Source organism: Yinghuangia sp. ASG 101, assembly GCF_021165735.1.
Lineage (GTDB): Bacteria > Actinomycetota > Actinomycetes > Streptomycetales > Streptomycetaceae > Yinghuangia.
This window is the reverse complement of sequence record NZ_CP088911.1, coordinates 3,419,279-3,435,813: the sequence shown is the minus strand read 5'-3', so window position 1 is coordinate 3,435,813 and position 16,535 is coordinate 3,419,279. Positions and strand designations below refer to the sequence as shown.

16 protein-coding genes and 1 tRNA gene are annotated in these 16,535 nt (G+C 70.6%); 14 read left to right on the top strand and 3 right to left on the bottom strand.

All coding sequences use genetic code 11. The features are described from left to right. Positions 1-28 precede the first annotated feature (28 nt). Entirely contained in the window at positions 29-517 is a 489-nt protein-coding gene (locus LO772_RS14395; RefSeq protein ID WP_231778804.1) for a YajQ family cyclic di-GMP-binding protein, read from the bottom strand. A gap of 189 nt (positions 518-706) precedes the next feature. Here LO772_RS14395 and LO772_RS14390 point away from each other — a divergent pair. From LO772_RS14390 to LO772_RS14375, 4 genes are all read left to right on the top strand, one after another. Next, a tRNA-Tyr gene (locus tag LO772_RS14390) sits at positions 707-789 on the top strand. A 706-nt stretch (positions 790-1,495) separates the two neighbouring features. Continuing rightward, positions 1,496-1,918 carry an HNH endonuclease signature motif containing protein gene (locus tag LO772_RS14385; RefSeq protein ID WP_231778803.1) on the top strand — a complete coding sequence of 141 codons (423 nt, stop codon included), beginning with the start codon at positions 1,496-1,498 and terminating at the stop codon, positions 1,916-1,918. A gap of 342 nt (positions 1,919-2,260) precedes the next feature. Beyond that, positions 2,261-2,722: a MarR family winged helix-turn-helix transcriptional regulator gene (locus LO772_RS14380; protein WP_231779548.1), complete on the top strand. Its 462-nt coding sequence runs from the start codon at positions 2,261-2,263 to the stop codon at positions 2,720-2,722. A 99-nt stretch (positions 2,723-2,821) separates the two neighbouring features. Beyond that, positions 2,822-3,916 carry an NAD(P)/FAD-dependent oxidoreductase gene (locus tag LO772_RS14375; RefSeq protein ID WP_231778802.1) on the top strand — a complete coding sequence of 365 codons (1,095 nt, stop codon included), beginning with the start codon at positions 2,822-2,824 and terminating at the stop codon, positions 3,914-3,916. Between the two features lie 102 nt (positions 3,917-4,018). On the opposite strand, the gene LO772_RS14370 is transcribed toward LO772_RS14375, so the two are convergent. After that, positions 4,019-5,476 (bottom strand): MFS transporter, encoded by a 1,458-nt coding sequence (locus LO772_RS14370; protein WP_443089413.1) that lies wholly within the window; start codon positions 5,474-5,476, stop codon positions 4,019-4,021. Positions 5,477-6,114: 638 nt separating this feature from the next. Between LO772_RS14370 and LO772_RS14365 the strand changes: the two genes are divergently transcribed. From LO772_RS14365 to LO772_RS14345, 5 genes are all read left to right on the top strand, one after another. Beyond that, positions 6,115-6,726: a TetR/AcrR family transcriptional regulator gene (locus tag LO772_RS14365; RefSeq protein WP_231778801.1), complete on the top strand. Its 612-nt coding sequence runs from the start codon at positions 6,115-6,117 to the stop codon at positions 6,724-6,726. Further along, positions 6,723-7,409, top strand: a complete 687-nt coding sequence (locus LO772_RS14360; protein WP_443089412.1) for a histone deacetylase — start codon at positions 6,723-6,725, stop codon at positions 7,407-7,409. Before LO772_RS14365 ends, LO772_RS14360 begins: the two co-directional genes overlap by 4 nt. Positions 7,410-7,601: 192 nt before the next feature. Then, on the top strand, positions 7,602-8,174 hold the full coding sequence (locus LO772_RS14355) for a hypothetical protein (RefSeq protein WP_231778800.1): 573 nt from the start codon (positions 7,602-7,604) through the stop codon (positions 8,172-8,174). Between the two features lie 115 nt (positions 8,175-8,289). Then, positions 8,290-8,769, top strand: coding sequence for a VOC family protein (locus LO772_RS14350; protein ID WP_231778799.1), 480 nt, complete (start codon positions 8,290-8,292; stop codon positions 8,767-8,769). Between the two features lie 144 nt (positions 8,770-8,913). Beyond that, entirely contained in the window at positions 8,914-9,456 is a 543-nt protein-coding gene (locus tag LO772_RS14345; protein WP_231778798.1) for a hypothetical protein, read from the top strand. 312 nt (positions 9,457-9,768) lie between these two features. Here the strand turns inward: LO772_RS14345 and LO772_RS14340 are convergent, their stop codons facing one another. After that, positions 9,769-10,338, bottom strand: a complete 570-nt coding sequence (locus tag LO772_RS14340; protein ID WP_231778797.1) for a TetR/AcrR family transcriptional regulator — start codon at positions 10,336-10,338, stop codon at positions 9,769-9,771. 161 nt (positions 10,339-10,499) lie between these two features. On the opposite strand from LO772_RS14340, the gene LO772_RS14335 reads away from it, so the two are divergent. From LO772_RS14335 to LO772_RS14315, 5 genes are all read left to right on the top strand, one after another. Continuing rightward, entirely contained in the window at positions 10,500-12,038 is a 1,539-nt protein-coding gene (locus LO772_RS14335) for an MFS transporter (protein ID WP_231778796.1), read from the top strand. 173 nt (positions 12,039-12,211) lie between these two features. After that, positions 12,212-13,003 carry an ABC transporter ATP-binding protein gene (locus LO772_RS14330; protein ID WP_231778795.1) on the top strand — a complete coding sequence of 264 codons (792 nt, stop codon included), beginning with the start codon at positions 12,212-12,214 and terminating at the stop codon, positions 13,001-13,003. A gap of 149 nt (positions 13,004-13,152) precedes the next feature. Continuing rightward, a complete protein-coding gene (locus LO772_RS14325) occupies positions 13,153-14,505 on the top strand; it encodes an FtsX-like permease family protein (RefSeq protein WP_231778794.1) in 1,353 nt (450 codons plus the stop codon). A 70-nt stretch (positions 14,506-14,575) separates the two neighbouring features. Beyond that, positions 14,576-15,517 (top strand): AraC family transcriptional regulator, encoded by a 942-nt coding sequence (locus tag LO772_RS14320; RefSeq protein ID WP_231778793.1) that lies wholly within the window; start codon positions 14,576-14,578, stop codon positions 15,515-15,517. A gap of 108 nt (positions 15,518-15,625) precedes the next feature. Further along, the gene (locus LO772_RS14315) at positions 15,626-16,474 is read left to right on the top strand and encodes an arylamine N-acetyltransferase family protein (protein WP_231778792.1); all 849 of its coding nucleotides are present in this window, start codon (positions 15,626-15,628) and stop codon (positions 16,472-16,474) included. Positions 16,475-16,535: the final 61 nt, after the last annotated feature.

Below are 16,535 nucleotides of genomic sequence, written 5' to 3'. Positions count from 1 at the left end.
ACCCCGGAAGGGGCCTCCGTCGGCCCGCCTACCGGTAGTTCACGAACTGGATCGCGAAGTCGAGGTCCTTGCCCTTGAGCAGCGCGATGACCTCCTGCAGGTCGTCCCGGCTCTTCGAGCTGACACGCAGCTCGTCGCCCTGGATCTGGGCCTTGACGCTCTTCGGCCCCTCGTCCCGGATGATCTTCGAGACCTTCTTCGCGTTCTCCTGCGAGATGCCTTCCTGCGTCGAGCCGACGATCTTGTACTCCTTGCCGGAGAGCTTCGGCTCGCCGGCGTCGAACGCCTTGAGCGAGATGTTCCGCTTGATCAGCTTCGACTGGAAAACGTCCAGGATCGCGTTCACGCGCTCTTCGGTGTTGGCGCGCATCTCGATCTGCTCACCCGACCACCCGATGTACGCCCCGACGTTCTTGAAGTCGAACCTCTGCGAGATCTCCTTCGCCGCCTGGTTCAGCGCGTTGTCGACCTCCTGGCGGTCGACCTTGGACACGATGTCGAAAGAGGAGTCAGCCAAGGGTCAGCATCGCTTTCTGTGAGTTCACCGTCCGCGCGCCCCCGCACCACCGGACACACGAATCCCCAGCGTATCCAGCTCACCATCCCCCCGCCCCGGTGCCACCACCACCCACCGCAAACCGAGTGGCGAACCACCCCACGCCGTCCGCTATTGTTATCCCCGTCGCCCCCAAGCGGACGACATCCCGGCGGGTTGCCCGAGTGGCCAAAGGGAGCAGACTGTAAATCTGTCGGCTGACGCCTACGCAGGTTCGAACCCTGCACCCGCCACCCCCAAGAAACAGCCTCTGACCAGCATGTTCCCGGTCAGAGGCTCTTTCGTTTTCCGGACACGAGCGCAAGCGCGCAATGGGCGGTTTGTCTCAGGGGGCTCCGCGGTCGGGGCAACAGCTGCGGAACACCTTGGGGACGCCGGCTCCGGTTTGGGTGACGCGTGTGGCTGGTCGGTCGGTGTCGGAAGGGGTCTCGGTGGACAGGGCTTGGCTGGTGATGGCCGTCGGGGACGATCGGGCTCACGGGGGCAACGACGGTTACGACGACGAGCCGTCCAAGCACTACAGCTGGGACAGCACCGTCCCGAACCATGCTGCGCTGGCTGCGGGCGACGTCATCGCCCTCTGGGACAGAGATGTCCTGCTTGGCGTCTCCGTCATCGAGCGCATCTCTGTCGGGCATGCGATCAAGGACCGTCACCGCTGCCCCGAGTGCGACAAGGCTGACTTCAAAAGGCGCAAGCGGAAACGACCTGAGTACCTGTGCAACAAGTGCGGAGTCGAATTCGACCACCCCGTCTCCCGCCGCGAGGAGGTCGTCACCTACAGGTCGCAGCACGACGCGGCCTGGGTTGACATGAATGGGCTGCTGCGCGGGCCGATGTTGCGCTCGCTGTGCGACTCTCCCCGATCGCAGCTGAGCATGCGCGCTGTCGTGGGAGCGCCTGCGTGCCGCGATTGCCGCAACCGGAACGGCTTCCACGGTGGCGATCGCGGACGCGGTGCGCCGGGCCATCGTCGGTGGGCACCGGACCGTCGTTGTCCGTGCTCGCGTCGGTCAAGGTGTCTTCCGCGTTCGACTGCTCGAAGAGCAAGGCGAGATCTGCGCGTTCACCGGACCGGCGCCCTGGGCTGTCCTGGAGGCTGCGCACCTCTACAGCTACGCGACGACCGGCGTGCACCACGACGACGGTGGGTTGTTGCTGCGCCGCGACATACACCGGCTCTTCGACTTGGGGCACATCGCGGTGCAGCCGGAGAGGCTGGTCCTGCACATCTCGGAGGAACTCGCGGAGTACCACAGCTATCGGCCACTGCACGGGGTGCCGATTCAGACCCCGCTTGTCGAAGGACAACGCAGATGGCTTGCCGAGCACTGGCGCGTCCATCGCGAGCCGAGCGCCTGATCCCAGCGCTGTGGCCGCGGGTACCCTCCAGCGGGTTTGTCTTCAGTGCCCCTTCGGGACGACCTGAGAATGGCGAATTCTTTGGAATGGGCGAGGGAGTTTCGGGTGGGGGCCTCGGAGTTGGTGGATGACTATTTGCGTGCGTCGAAGGCGCCGGTTGTTCCGCGTACACGGTGGTGCTGGTGACGGGTGATGCTGCGGAATCCGTTGCTTGGGTGGAGTCCGTTGGTGAGCTGGGGGGTGGGGTGGATGGCGGGCGCGGGGTTGGGGGTTGGTTTGTGGTGCGAATTATGTTGGGGTGGGTGTTACGGTGGCTGGGTGGCGAAGAGTGATAGTGGGCGGTTGGGGATTGCGGCGGCGTTGGTGCGGGGGGCGTTTTTGGTGAACGCCGTGTATGCGGAGGCCGCGCGGGATTATGGGTTGACGGCGCAGCAGGGGCAGTTGCTGTGTGTGTTGATGCCGCAGCCGTACGGGATGGGTGAGTTGAGCGCGATTCTCGGGTTGGCGAAGTCGAGTCTCACCGGGTTGGTGGACCGTACGGAGCGCAACGGGCTGGTCCGGCGGGAGGGGGACGCGCGGGATACGCGGGCGGTCCGGGTCGCGCTGACGCCGCAGGGGAGCGCGCTGGTACGGGAGTTCTACGCCGAGACGTCCCGGCGGGTGGAGGCGCTGTCGGCGGGGTTGGGTGACGCCGAGCGGGACGAGCTTGATCGCCTGCTCGGGCGCGTGGTGCTGGACAACGAGGTTCCGATGGTCTTCCTGGACGTGGACAGCCCGGCCTTCCACGGTGCCCGCGAGGGGTGAAGGCGCGACACGCGGACGGAGCAGCGGATTTGTAGTTCGTTCCACGAACCAATAAAGTTCGTGCAACGAACTACAACTCGTTCAGGGGAGCGTGCGGTCATGGTGCGTACGGTTGCGGTCGTCGGCGGCGGCTACGGAGGTGCTGCGGTCGCCAAGGCGCTGGAGTCCGAGGCGGATGTCGTTCTCATCGATCCTCGGGACGCGTTTGTCAATGCGGCGGCGTCGCTGCGGGCGCTGGCCAGGCCGGACTGGGCCGCGAATATGTTTTTCCCCTTTGCGACGCTGCTGACGAAGGGGAGGGTGGTACGCGACCGCGCGGTGTCGGTGGATCCGGGCGGGGTCATGCTGGCGTCGGGCGAGCGTGTCGCGGCCGACTATGTGGTGCTGGCGACCGGTTCCGGCTATGCCTACCCGGCCAAGCCCCAATCCGACGCGGTCGACGACGCGTTGGAGGACCTGCGCCGTACACACGGGGAACTGCTGCGAGCCGACCGCGTCTTGATCCTCGGTGCGGGGCCGGTCGGCTTGGAGCTTGCCGGGGAGATCACCGAGGTTTGGCCGGACAAGCGTGTGACGGTCGTCGATCCGGCCGGGGAGCTGTTGCCCGGCTTCCTACCGGAGGTGGTAGCGGACCTGCGGCGTCAGCTCGATGAGCGCGGGATCGAGGTGCGTCTGGGGGCGGGGCTGATTGCCGCGCCGGGCATCGAGGCGGGGACGGCTGGAGCGTTCTCCGTCACGACGACGGGCGGTGACCGGATATCCGCCGACATCTGGTTCCGCGCGTACGGCGTGACCACCAACAGCGGCTATCTCGCCGATGGCAAGCTCACGGCCCCTACCCCGGAGGGTCAGGTTCCGGTGACCGAATTCCTCACGGTGAAGGGGTACGACCACATCTACGCAGTCGGCGATATCACCGATGTGGCGGAGGCCAAGATGGCGGGCCACGCGAAGCGCCATGCCGATGTCGTCGTCGCCAACATCACAGCCCAATTGAAGGGGGAGCGGCCGACCGCCACGTACCAGCCGTCGTCCATACCCACGATGCTGCTGCCGCTGGGGTCGACCGGCGGTGTCGGTCAACTGCCTTCGCCGGACGGTCCGTTGGCCGCGTCGGCCGCGATGGTCTCCGAGTACAAGGGCGCGGATCTGTTCACGGGCCGTTTTGTCGGGCAGTTCGGGCCGACGGCGTGACCAGGCGTCCGCCGGCCTGACGAGTGTGCGTGTCGTACCGCACGCGCCGAGATCCGCGAAAGCGCGTGTGCGGTACGCGGATTCGCGGATCTCGGCGGGGCCTCACGAGCGCCGCGGGCGGAGGAAGGCGGCGGCGATCAGGACGCCGACGAGGACGAGAGACGCGTTGACGGCGACGGCGACCATGACGCCGTGCAGGATGGAGTCGCCTGTTGTCTCGCCATGGGTGGCGGCAGTGACAATCGCGGACATCACCGGGGTGCCGAGAGCGATGCCCACCTGTTGCGACATGGTGGCGAGGCCGGTCGCCAGGCCCTGTTCGTGGTCGGGCAGGCCGGAGGTGGCGGTGACCATGAAGCCGACGATGACCAGCATGTTGCCGATGCCGCCGATGAAGGTGGCGGGCAGCAGCAGCGCCATGGACGGCGTCGTGGCGGTGCCGAGAAGGAGCAGTGCGGCAGTGGCCATCGCCTGCACGACTCCTCCGGTCACCAGCGCGGTGACGGTGGAGAAGCGGGCGATGACTCTGGGGGCGAGCAGGCCGCCGACCACGGTGCCCAGCCCCAGGACGCCGAAGGACACGCCGGCCGCCAGAGCCGAGAAGCCCAGCGTGCGCTGCATATAGAGGGTGAGGAGGTAGACGAGCGACGTTTCGGTGGCGAAGGCGAGCAGACCGAGCAGGTTGCCCCAGGCGACGTTGCGGCGCCGCAGGACGCGTAGTGGCACGAGCGGCTGAGCGGTTTTGCGCTCCACGGCATGGAACACCGTGAGCAGAACGGCGCCGACGAGGAGCCCGGACAGTGCGTGGGTGCTCGTCCACCCGTGTTCACCGGCCTGGGTCAGGCCGTACACGAGACCGAGCAGGCCGAGGGTGACCGTGGCGGCGCCGGGCAGGTCGATGCGTGGGCGGACGGCCGGGCGGGACTCCCGGACGACCGCGGGAGCGACGACCAGGACGGCGAGGGCGACCGGCACGTTGACGAGGAACGCCCAGCGCCACGCGAGAAGATCGGTGAGGATCCCACCGAACACGGCGCCGGCGGTGAACCCGGCGGACATGAGTGCGCCGTTCAGGCCGAGCGCCTTCTGCCGCAGCGGTCCCTCGGGGAACGACGTCGTCAGAAGGGCGAGTGCGGCGGGTGTCGCGGCGGCGGTCGCCAGGCCCTGGGCGACGCGGGCGGTGATGAGCAGCGCCGGGCCGGTGGCCAGGCCCCCGACGAGGGAGGCCAAGCCGAGCAGGGCGATGCTGACGAGGAAGATGCGTTTGCGGCCGATCAGATCGCCGATGCGGCCCAGGACGAGAGTGAAGCCCGCAGCGCTCAGCGCGAACGCGGTCGCGATCCACTGGAGGTTCGCGAGCGAGAAGCCGAGGTCGTCGCCGATCGCGGGGAGCGCGACGTTCAGGATCGAGAAGTCGACCGCCAGCATGAACTGCGAGACCAGCAGGACCGCGAGGACGAGTTTGAGGTGGCGGCCGAACGTCTGCGATCCGGTGGGCGGTGGCGGCGGGGGCTGACGGTCCGCGGACGGCGGTCCCGTGGGCCTTGGTGCGTCACGCAACGCTGGTGCGCCCTCCAACCGCGGTACCTCACCCGACCTTGGTGCGTCCCTCAATCGGGGTGCATCACGCAACCGGGGTTCGTCACCTGGCCTCGCGTCCCCCGGCCTGGAACCGACCGGCCTCGATTCCGCGGGGTCGGAAGGCGATGTGGTGCCGGAGGCATGGGGATTCGGGGGAGTGGCGGCCGGGGTGGGCTCGGCGACGGACATGGCATGGGGTCCTTTCGGTTCCAGGGGTGTGGCCTCGCGCGCGGAGCCGGGCACCGGCCCGATTCGGGGAGGCGTCGGTGGTGCACGGCCTCGGCGAGAGTGAGGGGGTGACGGGGTGACGGGGTTGACGGGGGGGGTGACAGGGGTGACAGGAGGAGCGCGGCGGGCCTGAGGGGGATATGGGGCGCACATGGAGGGAGCGGCGACAGCGGTGGAGAGCAGAAGGGGAGGGCAAGCGGGCAACGCAGCCGGACAACGGTGTGGGTGCGCAGGGATGCGGGTGCGCGGGAGACGGCTGACCGCGACCGCATCCCCGCACTAACGGGTCTGGAGTTCCGTTACGACAGAGAACGTAGCACCTCGTGAGTCACTAAGGGAACCTGAGTTCCGATAAGCTGTTCCCTGTGAGTGCGTACGAAGGAGGCCGTATGTCGAGCGCGTCAGTTCCGGGGAGCGTCCGCCCCGGCGGGCGAACCGCCCGTACCCGCGAGGCGGTTCTCCGGGTGGCCGGTGACGTGTTGGCCGAAGCGGGCTTCGAGGCTCTCGACCTGGCCGAGATCTCGCGCCGGGCCGGGGTCGGCAAGACGACGGTCTACCGCCGCTGGGGCACCCCGGGCACGTTGGCCGCCGATCTGCTGGACGACATGGCCGCGCATTCCGCGCCCCGTAGCGACACCGGCTCGCTCGCCGGCGACCTGCGGGCCAACGCGCTTCTGGTGGTCGAGACCCTCACCGACCCGCGTCAGGGCCGCCTGTTCCGAGCCCTGATCGCCGCCTCGCTCTGCAACGTTCACGCGGCCGAGGCGCTGCACCGGTTCTACGCGGTACGCATCGAGGAGTGGGCCGACTGTGTCACGGACGCCGTCGCACGCGGCGAACTGCCCGTCGGCACCGACCCGCACGCCGTCATCGCCGCCGTATCCGCGCCCCTCTACTACGCGCTCGTCAACACCGGCCGCCCGCTGACCGAGACCGACGCGATCCGGGCCGCCGAGGCCGCCTGCGCCGCCGCGCGGGCGGGAACCTGGCGGCTCCCGTGACGTCGCCGCCGACGCCGCACCGGCCCGCTCGGCCGGAGGTCGCGCCGCCGCCCGCGGAGTACGTCTGGTACGCCGCGTACGGCTCGAACATGCACGCGTACCGGCTGGGTTACTACCTCAAGGGCGGGCGCCCGCCGCACGGCACGCGGACGTATCCCGGGTGCCGGGACGCGACCCCGCCGTCGCGGACGTTGCCCGTGGTGCTGGCGGGGCAGTTGTACTTCGCGCTGGAATCACGGCAGTGGACGGGCGGTCTCGGGCTGTACGACCCGCTCGATCCGGGGGAGACGCCCGGGCGGGCGTACCTCGTCACGGTGCCGCAGTTCTCCGACCTGGTCGCGCAGGAGATGGCCGCGTGGCCGGGGTGTGACCTGGATCTGACCGAGGTGATCGAGACCGGCACGGCTTCGCTGGGCCCCGGGCGGTACGAAACCCTGGTCTGTCCGGGCTGGTTGGATGGTTTTCCCGTGCTCACCTTCACCGCTCCGTGGCGCAGGGCCGACGTCGCGTGGAACGCCCCCTCCCCGGCGTACCTCAGGCACCTCGGCTCGGGGCTCGTCGAGGCCCACGGCTGGCGGCGCGAGCAGGTGGGCGACTACCTCAGCGGGTGCTCGGGGGCCGCGGGGGTGTGGAGTGCGGAGGCGATCGCGGCACTGCTGCCGGAGGCCGGATTCGCGGGGTGAGTCGGGAAAGGCTCCGATCCGACCGGTAATGATCTTTGTGCACAGCGGTGTTCCGAACGTACGGGGACGGTAACGGCGCGGTCATGGGTCGACGGCCAAGCCCCCACGGGCCGTTCGCGCCGGGCAGGGTGGTCGCACAGCCGCTGGTCGCAGCGCATCCACCCACCCGCTCCACGAAATCGGGGACACATCATGCCTTCCGTCCGTCGCAGCAAGCTCGCCGTTGTCGCCGCCGTCCTGTCGGGCGCCGCGTTCCTGACCGCCTGCCAGTCGGACGACTCGGACACGAAGTCGGCGGCGACGCCGAGCGCCGACGCACCCACGGCCGCCGCGTCGGGACAGCCGTCGTCCGCCGGCGACAAGGCCGGGGCCACCGGGCGTCCGGCCTCCGACGCGAGCACGCCGGCCAAGGGCGGGACGGCGAAGGACGGGACGACCGCGCCGACGGGCGGCGGTGACACCCGGTCGTCGACGGTCGAGGACCTCGACAATGGAAAGGGCGTCAACGGCACGTGGTTCGGCACCGTGAAGTACCTGGCGCCGGGCAAGTACACGGTCTCCGACATGAAGGGCGTCGAACAGCAGTTCCTCGTCGCCGAGGACACCGAGATCTGGGGTGCCGGGGACATCTGCGGTGACGCGGAGGGCCAGTCCGCCACCAAGTGCACCGAGGCGGAACTGGAGGCGGCCACCCAGGGCGCGGGCGTCAGCGCCGAGGTCGTCGTCGCGAACGGCATCGCCACGACCATCACCGACGACCACTGATCGGCGGGAGCGGGCACGGTCGGCGAACCGGGAAGAATCCTTGGGACGCGGCGATGAGTTTCGCGCGAGTGCCCAGTCGTAGGGGGTATAGGCGCTCGCGACCAAGGAGGATCTCATGGTGGGCAACGGATTCACGACGTGTCTGTGGTTCGACGGCAACGCGCTGGAGGCCGCGGAGTTCTACGTCTCCGTTTTCAAGGGTGGCAAGCTCGGGCGCGTCACGCGCTACACGGAGTCCGGACCGGGCGAGCCGGGTTCCGTGCTCACCGTGGAGTTCGAGATCAACGGGCAGAGGTTCATGGGGCTCAACGGCGGGCCTATGTTCCAGTTCAGCGAGGCGATCTCGTTCGTGATCGACTGCGACGACCAGGCGGAAGTCGACCACTACTGGTCGGTCCTGTCCGAAGGCGGCCTGGAGCAGCCCTGCGGCTGGGTGAAGGACAAGTACGGGGTGTCCTGGCAGGTCACGCCGACCCGGCTCATCGAGCTGGTGACCGACCCGGACACCGAGAAGGCCCGCCGGGCGACCGACGCGATGATGAAGATGTCCAAGATCGATCTCGCGGAGATCGAAAAGGCGTATGCCGGAGCGTGAGGCGCCGGAATATCACGATCAAGGGATGAAAGAGACCGTTCAGCGGTCTTTTCATCCCTTGATCGTTTTCCGGCGGTTATGGAAATGATCTCCAACTGTCGGGTTCCTGACGCCGCTTGACTGCTCCTGACACAATCACCCGCCATGACGAGGCTGACACCGGCAATAGCTGCGCTTTCGGGAGCGGGAATCGGTTCGGTCGCGACGATTCTGGGGGTGTGGCTCTCCCAGGGACTCAGCGGCCGACGCGAGCGCGGGCACCGCACATGGGACCGCCGCGCCGCCGCGTACGAGGACATCCTGATCTCGATGGCACGCCTGCGCGGCGAGCGCAAGGAAGCCACCAGTACGGGCGAGCTGCGCCTCGCGCGGCTGGCCAACCCCGACTCGGAGGAGGGCGCCCGGCTCAGTGCCCAGGTGAACCTGTACGGCGGACCGGAGCTGCGGAAGGCGCAGCAGGCGTCGTTCACCGCATTGCAGAAATGGCTCATGGCGCTGATGGCGTGGCGTTCGTACCACGACACGTACGGCTCGCTGCCGGACAGTCCGCCGCAGAAGGGGGCCGACGCCCTCTGGGACGCCGTCCTGGAAGCCGGGGCCGAGGCGGACAAATTCGATCTCGCCCTGACCGCGGCGGTCCGGAAAGAAGCCCTCGGCGAACGCCCGAAGCGGTTCCTGAGAAACTGACGCGGCAGCCGTCCGGCGACGGGCCGGGCGATCGAGGCCGAGAAAGCCCGCGGAGCGACGCCCGCGGAACAAACACGGACGGCACACCCCCCGCGCAACCGCGGACGTCGAGCCCCGCGGGCTGAGCGATCGGCCGCCGGACCGACACGAACACCCCACTGACGACCGAATACGACGACGGGCCCGGCAGACGGCGACCAAGCCGCCTGCCGGGCCCGTGCCGTGCGTCGCCCGTGCCGTGCGTCGCAGCCACCGGCACGAGGCCCGACATCGCCGGCCGAGTCGTCGACCGGCAGTCGTCAGTCGTCAGCCTCAGCCGTCCGTCGCCGTCCCCCGCAGCAGCACCTCGATCAGCACCTCGAAGTCCATCGGCGGATCCGCGGGAAACTCCGACTGCTCCGCCGCGAGCCAGCCGATCACGGCGGTGCCGAAGACGTACCAGTACTGCCGCGCGCGGTCCGGCGGGTGGCCGGCGAGTCGGAAGGCCTCGACGACGGCGCGTTCGACGGGCCCGTGGCCCGCCTCGCGGTGCATGCCGGTCAGGATCCGCGCCGCGAACCCGGGCACCGCGGTGAACTCCCGCCGGATGCCGCGCGCGAGGTCGACCAGCCACTCCCGGCACGTGTCCTCGGTCGGCGGCCGGTCGGGGACGATGCGGCGACCCATCTCCACACTCGCGAGATCGAGGAGTTCGTCGCGGTTGCGCACCCACCGGTAGAGCGCGGACGGGGCGACGCCGAGCGTCCGGGCGACCCCCTGCATCGTCACCGACTCGAAGTCCTGCAGCAGCACGGCGGCGACGATGCGGTCCCGGTCCAGGGTCGCCGGCCGCCCCGGTTTCTGGGCGCGCGCGTACGGACGCGGTGAGTCGGCCTGCGGCATGTCGGCAGCTTACCGATGATCCGGCCCCGGATGAGCCCCTCGGATGACGCCCGGTCCGCCGCTCGCGCGAGTTTGTGAAATGCCTTCACAAACTAATAAGGCAGGCCTAAGATCAAGCTGTCCACCCGTGCCACCACTCCCACGAAGAGGACCGCTGCCGCATGCCCGCACACGCCCACCCCGCCCGAGAGACGGCCGCGAACAAGGCCACCGACCCGACCGCTCCGGAGGCCACCCCGGCCACCACCCCCGGCCCACCCCCACACCGCCCCGGCTCCCCGCCACCGCGCCCCGGCGTCCTGCTCGCGCTCGCGTGCCTGGTGATCTTCGTCGTGATCCTGGACGCCACGATCGTCTCCGTCGCCCTGCCCGGCATCCGCGACGGACTCGACATGGGCGCGACGTCGCTGCCCTGGGTCGTCAACGCCTACACGCTGGCGTTCGCGGGCTTCCTGCTCCTCGGCGGGCGCTGCTGCGACGTATTCGGCCGCCGCCGCACGTTCTTCGCCGGCCTCGTCCTGTTCACCGCCGCGAGCGCGGCCTGCGGGGCGGCGGCCGGAGCCGCGACGCTCGTCGTCGCCCGCGTCGCCCAGGGCCTCGGCGGCGCGCTGCTGACCCCGACCACGCTCGCGATCATCACCCACACGTATCCCGAAGGCCCCCGCCGCGCACGGGCGTTGGCGTTGTGGAGCGCGGTCGGCGCGGTCGGCGCGTCGGCCGGCACGGTGCTCGGCGGCGTCCTGACCGAATGGCTCGACTGGCGCTGGGTGTTCCTCATCAACCTGCCCGTCGGCGCCGTCGCCTTCGCCGTCGCGGCCCGGAACCTGCGCGATCACCCGGCCGCCCGCTCGGCGCCTCGGCCCCGGCTCGACGTCCCCGGCGCCGTCCTCGCCACCACCGGGCTCGCGGCGCTGCTGTACGGGCTGATGGAGTCGTCGGCGTACGTCTGGTCCGCTCCGCGTGTATGGCTCCCCCTGGTCGGCGGCGCGGTACTGCTCGCGGTCTTCGCCGTCCACCAAGTCCGGTGGGCGTCCCAGCCGTTGGTGCCGTTGGCCGTCGTCCGCGCGCGGTCGGTGGCGAGTGCGAACCTGGTGATGTTCCTGATGGGCCTCGGGTTCTTCGCCAGCCCGGTGCTGCTGTCGCTCTACCTGCAAGTCGCCCGCGACTGGTCGCCGCTGCGCGCGGGGATGGCGTTCCTGCCGATCAGCGTCGCCCTGATGGTCGGCGGTCTCGCCGCCGGCCGGCTGATCGGACGGTGGGGTCCGAGGACCGTCGCCGGGATCGGCTCCGGCCTCGGCGCGGTCGGTTTCGGGTGGCTGGCACTCGCGCTCGACGCCGAGGCCGGTTACGCGGAGTCGATCGGGTTGCCCGGAATCGTGTTCGGTCTCGGCATCGGGATGTGCTTCACCCCGCTCACGGTCGGCGCGACGTCCGGCGTCGCCCCCGAACTCGCGGGTCTCGCCTCGGGCGTCATCAATACGACGCGGCAGGTCAGCGGGGCGGTGGGCCTCGCGGTGCTGACCACGGTCACGGCGTCCGCCGGGTCCGCGTACGCCGACGACCACCCCGCCGCCCCCGCCGCGGCGCCGCTCGCCCACGGCAACGCCGTCGCGTTCGCCTGCGCCGCCGCCGCGGCGGCCCTCGCGTCGGCGGGGGCCTGGCTGTTCATGAAGTCCCCGGGCCGGCCCCGCGCGGACTGACCGCCGAGATCGCCCCGACGCCGGGGCGTCGCCGCGCCCGAGGCGGGTGGGCGGCCGTACGCGTACGGCCGCCCACCCGCACGACGGTCAGCGCACGGTGCGTCGGTGGTCAGCGGCCGGCGCGACCCTCCTTCCGAGAGCGGAAAACCGCGGCAGGCGAAGGAGAGCACGTCATGAACCCCCGAATCGCGACACCGCCCACCGGCACCGGCGAGGCCCTGCGCCTGGAGGGCGTCGGCAAGGTGTACGGCACCGACGAGAACCGCGTCGTCGCGCTCGACGACGTGTCGCTGATCCTGCCGTCCGGCACCTTCACCGCCGTGATGGGCCCCTCGGGCTCCGGCAAGAGCACGCTGCTGCACTGCGCCGCCGGGCTCGACCAGCCGACCACCGGCCGCGTTTTCGTCGACGGCGCCCCGATGACCGGTGGCGACGAGACCGCGCTCACCACGTTCCGCCGCGAACGCGTCGGCTTTGTCTTCCAGCAGCTCAACCTGCTGCCGATGCTGACGGTGCTGCAGAATACGACGCTGCCGCAGCGGCTGGCCGGTCGGAAGCCCGACGAGGCGCACGCCGCGACGGTCCTCGCCCGCGTGGGCCTCGGCGACCGCCTCGGCCACCTGCCGTCCGAGCTGTCCGGCGGCCAGCAGCAGCGCGCCGCCATCGCGCGGGCGCTCGTCGCGAACCCGCGCGTGGTCTTCGGCGACGAACCGACCGGCGCGCTCGACACCCGCAGCGCCCGGGAGGTCCTGGGCCTGCTCGGCGAGGCGGTCCGCACTTACGGCCAGACCGTCGTCATGGTCACGCACGACCCCGTGGCCGCGTCGTACGCCGACTCGGTGCTGTTCCTGGCGGACGGCCGCATCGTCGACGAACTCCCGGCGCCCACCGCGGAATCCGTCGCCGAGCGGATGACGCACCTGGGCGACCTGGTCGCCCGCCGCCGTGCCGCGGCCTCGGCCTGACACCACCGAGACGAACCGGGCGGGCCCGACCCGACAGCGCCCGTCCCGAACAAGCCCGACCCAAGCAAGCCCTGACCGACCCCCCGACTCGAACGACCCCGACCCGAACGCCCCCAAAACCGACCCGAAACAACCCGAAGGAGTACCAAGTGTTCGCCTTGGCCCTCCGCTCGCTGCGGCACCGCATCGGCGGATTCGCCGCGAGCTTTCTCGCGATGTTCCTCGGCGCGACCGTCCTCATGGCGTTCGCCTCCATGCTCGACACCGCCGGCGGCGAGGGCGTCGACTCCACCAGCGAGGAGACGCTCACCACCATGGGCACGGTGGTCGGCTTCTGGGGCCTGCTCCTGGTCGTCTTCGCGGTGTCCTCGACCCTGACGCTGTCGGTCCGGCAGCGCTCCGCCGAGATGGCCCTGCTGCGCAGCGTCGGCGCGACCCCCGGCCAGGTCACGCGGCTGATCGTCGGCGAGACAGCGGTGCTCGCGGTCGTCGCCGCGGTCCTCGCGATCGTCCCGGCCATGCTGGGCGGGCGGCTGCTGCTGCACCTGCTCGGGTCCACCGACCAGGTCGCGTCCGACGTCTCGTTCGCGTTCGGCCCGATCGCCCTCGCGATGGGCATGACCATCACCTTCGTCGCCGCCACCCTCGCCGCGCTGCTCACGGCACGTCGCGCGGCCCGGATGAACGCCGCCGACGCGGTCGCCGCCGCCGCGCGCGACAACGGCGGGCTGAGCCGCAAGCGCATCGCCGTGGGCGTCGGGTTCCTGCTGCTCGCCGTGAATCTGGCGGTCGTCACCGCGACGGTCATGAAGGGCGAGGGCTCGGACGCCATGCAGACCGCGGGGCAGACCTCGATCTGGGCCGCCATCGGCCTCGCCGTCCTCGCCCCGGCCCTGGTCCGCCGCGTCGCCGGCCTGCTCGCCGGTCCGCTGGAGCGCCGGGGTCCGACCGGCTACCTCACCGCGCAGAACCTGCGCCGGCACACCGGCCGCCTCGCCGCCGTGGTCATGCCCGTCGTCCTGTTCACCGCGATCGGCACCGCCACGCTGGTGATGCAGGCGGTCGAGAACGACGCCATGGCGGCGTCGGGGCTGTCCAAGACCAATCAGGAGAAGAACGTCGAGACGCTCAACTTCGTCGTGATCGGGATGATCGTGGCCTTCGCGGCGATCATGCTCGTCAACACGCTGGTGGCGGCGACCGCGAACCGGCGCCGTGAGTTCGCGCAGACGCGGCTCGCCGGTGCGACGCCGCGTCAGATCCTCGACGTGGTGGTCCTGGAGGGGGTCGTCCTCACCGCGACCGGCGTCCTGTTCGGCACCCTCGCCTCGCTGACGACGATCCTGCCCTACAGCTACGCCCGTACCGGCGACGTCCTCCCGGGCACCGGCGCCGGCGTCTACCTGGGCGTGGTCGCCGTGGCCGCGGTCCTGACCGTCGCGACCGGGTACGCCGCGACCCGGCGCGCCATCCGCACGCCCGCGATCAGCGCCGTCGCCTGACCCCGGACGTCCCGCGACTGACACAAAGATTTTACGAAGGAAACATGCTCAATCGTCTAGACTCGCGGCCATGGACGCACTCGCGGGACTCCTCGACGGCCCTCGCGCGCAAGGCGCGTTCCTGCTCCGCTCGCTGCTCGACCCGCCGTGGTCGATGAGGATCCAGGACGAGGCCCCGCTCACCCTGGTCTCGGTGGTGTCCGGCGACGCGTGGATCATGCCCGACCGCGGCGGTCCGGTGCGGCTCGCGCGCGGCGACGTCGCCATCGTGCGCGGCCCCGATCCGTACCTCGTCGCCGACGACCCGGCGACGCCGCCGCAGATCGTCATCCACCCGGGCCAGCTGTGCACCACGCCGGAAGGCGTCGAGGTCTCGGAGCTGACGACCCTGGGCGTCCGGTCGTTCGGCAACGCCCCCGACGGGCGGACGATCCTGCTGACCGGCACCTACACGATGGAAGGCGAGATCAGCCGCCGCCTGCTCGACGCGCTCCCGATGCTTGTCGTGGTCCGCGAGAACGAATGGGATTGTCCGATCATCCCGCTCCTCGCCGACGAGATCGTCAAGGACGAACCCGGGCAGGAGGCGGTGCTCGACCGGCTGCTCGACCTGCTGCTGATCGCGGTCCTGCGCGCCTGGTTCGCGCGGCCCGAGGCCGAGGCTCCCGCGTGGTTCCGCGCCAACAGCGACGCCGTCGTCGGCCGCGCGCTGCGCATGCTGCACAACAATCCGGCCCACCAGTGGACGGTCGCGAACCTCGCCGCGGCGGTCGGTGTCTCCCGCGCGGCCCTGGCCCGCCGCTTCGCGGACCTGCTCGGCGAGCCGCCGATGACCTATCTCACCGGCTGGCGCCTCGCGCTGGCCGCCGATCTGCTGCGCGAACCCGACGCGACGGTCGGCTCGGTGGCCCAACAGGTGGGCTACGGAAGCCCGTTCGCGCTCAGCACGGCGTTCAAGCGGGTACGCGGCATGAGCCCCAAGGAGTTTCGCGCACAGGCCGTGCGGGGCTGACCGGGCTCGCCCGCCGGTGGCTCCGCGGTGGGTGACGCCGCGGCCCGGGGCGCGTGAACGGCAGCCGAATTCCGGCCTCCTGTCGCGGCATTCGCATACAGTCCGATCATGAGAAGCATCGACGTGCGCGGTTACCTCGTCCGGCTCGGACTCGGCGACATATCGGGCCCGCCGTCCACCGAGCTGCTGTTCGCGCTGCACCGCGCGCACGTGGAACGGGTCGCGTACGAAGGCATCCACGCGCAGTTCGCCGACCCCGTCAGCATCGACCCCGCCGCGTCGGTCGCGCGCATCGCGGCCGGCCGGGGCGGCTACTGCTACCACCTCAACGGCGCGTTCGCCGTGCTCCTCGAACACTTCGGCTTCCCGGTCGTCCGCCACCGCGCGGGCGTGCAACCGCGCTTCGAGGACCCGCCCGGCGTGCTCGGCAACCACATGACCCTGACGGTTCTCTCGGAGGGCCGGGACTGGCTGGTCGACGTCGGGCTCGGCGACGGCTTCCACGAGCCGCTGCCGCTGCGGCAGGGCGTCTACGACCAAGGCCCGTTCTCGTACGCCCTCGTGCCCTCCGACGTCGTGCCGAACGGCTGGCGCTTCACCCACGACCGCCGCGGCGCGTTCCCGCGCATGGACCTCGCCCGCGAGTCGGTCGCCGTCGACGTCTTCGCCGAGAAGCACGTGTGGCTGTCGACGTCGCCCGAGTCGTCGTTCGTCCGCACGTGCGTCGCCCTGCGCCGCGACGTCAAGGGCGTCGACAACCTCACCGGCTGCGTCCTCAAGCGCGTCGACGCGTCGGGCGAGACGGTCACGCCGCTGACCTCCGAGGCCGACTGGTTCGCCGCGCTCGCCGACGTCTTCGCTCTGCCGCTCACCGACCTCACCGCCGGGCAGCGCGCCACACTGTGGGCCAAGGTGCACGCCGCCCACGTCCTCCGCGAAACCACCGCCCCCGCCTGACCGGGCGCGGCGCGCCGCCGCACTAGGGTCGACACGATCAGCGGACGGCACGGCGGACAAG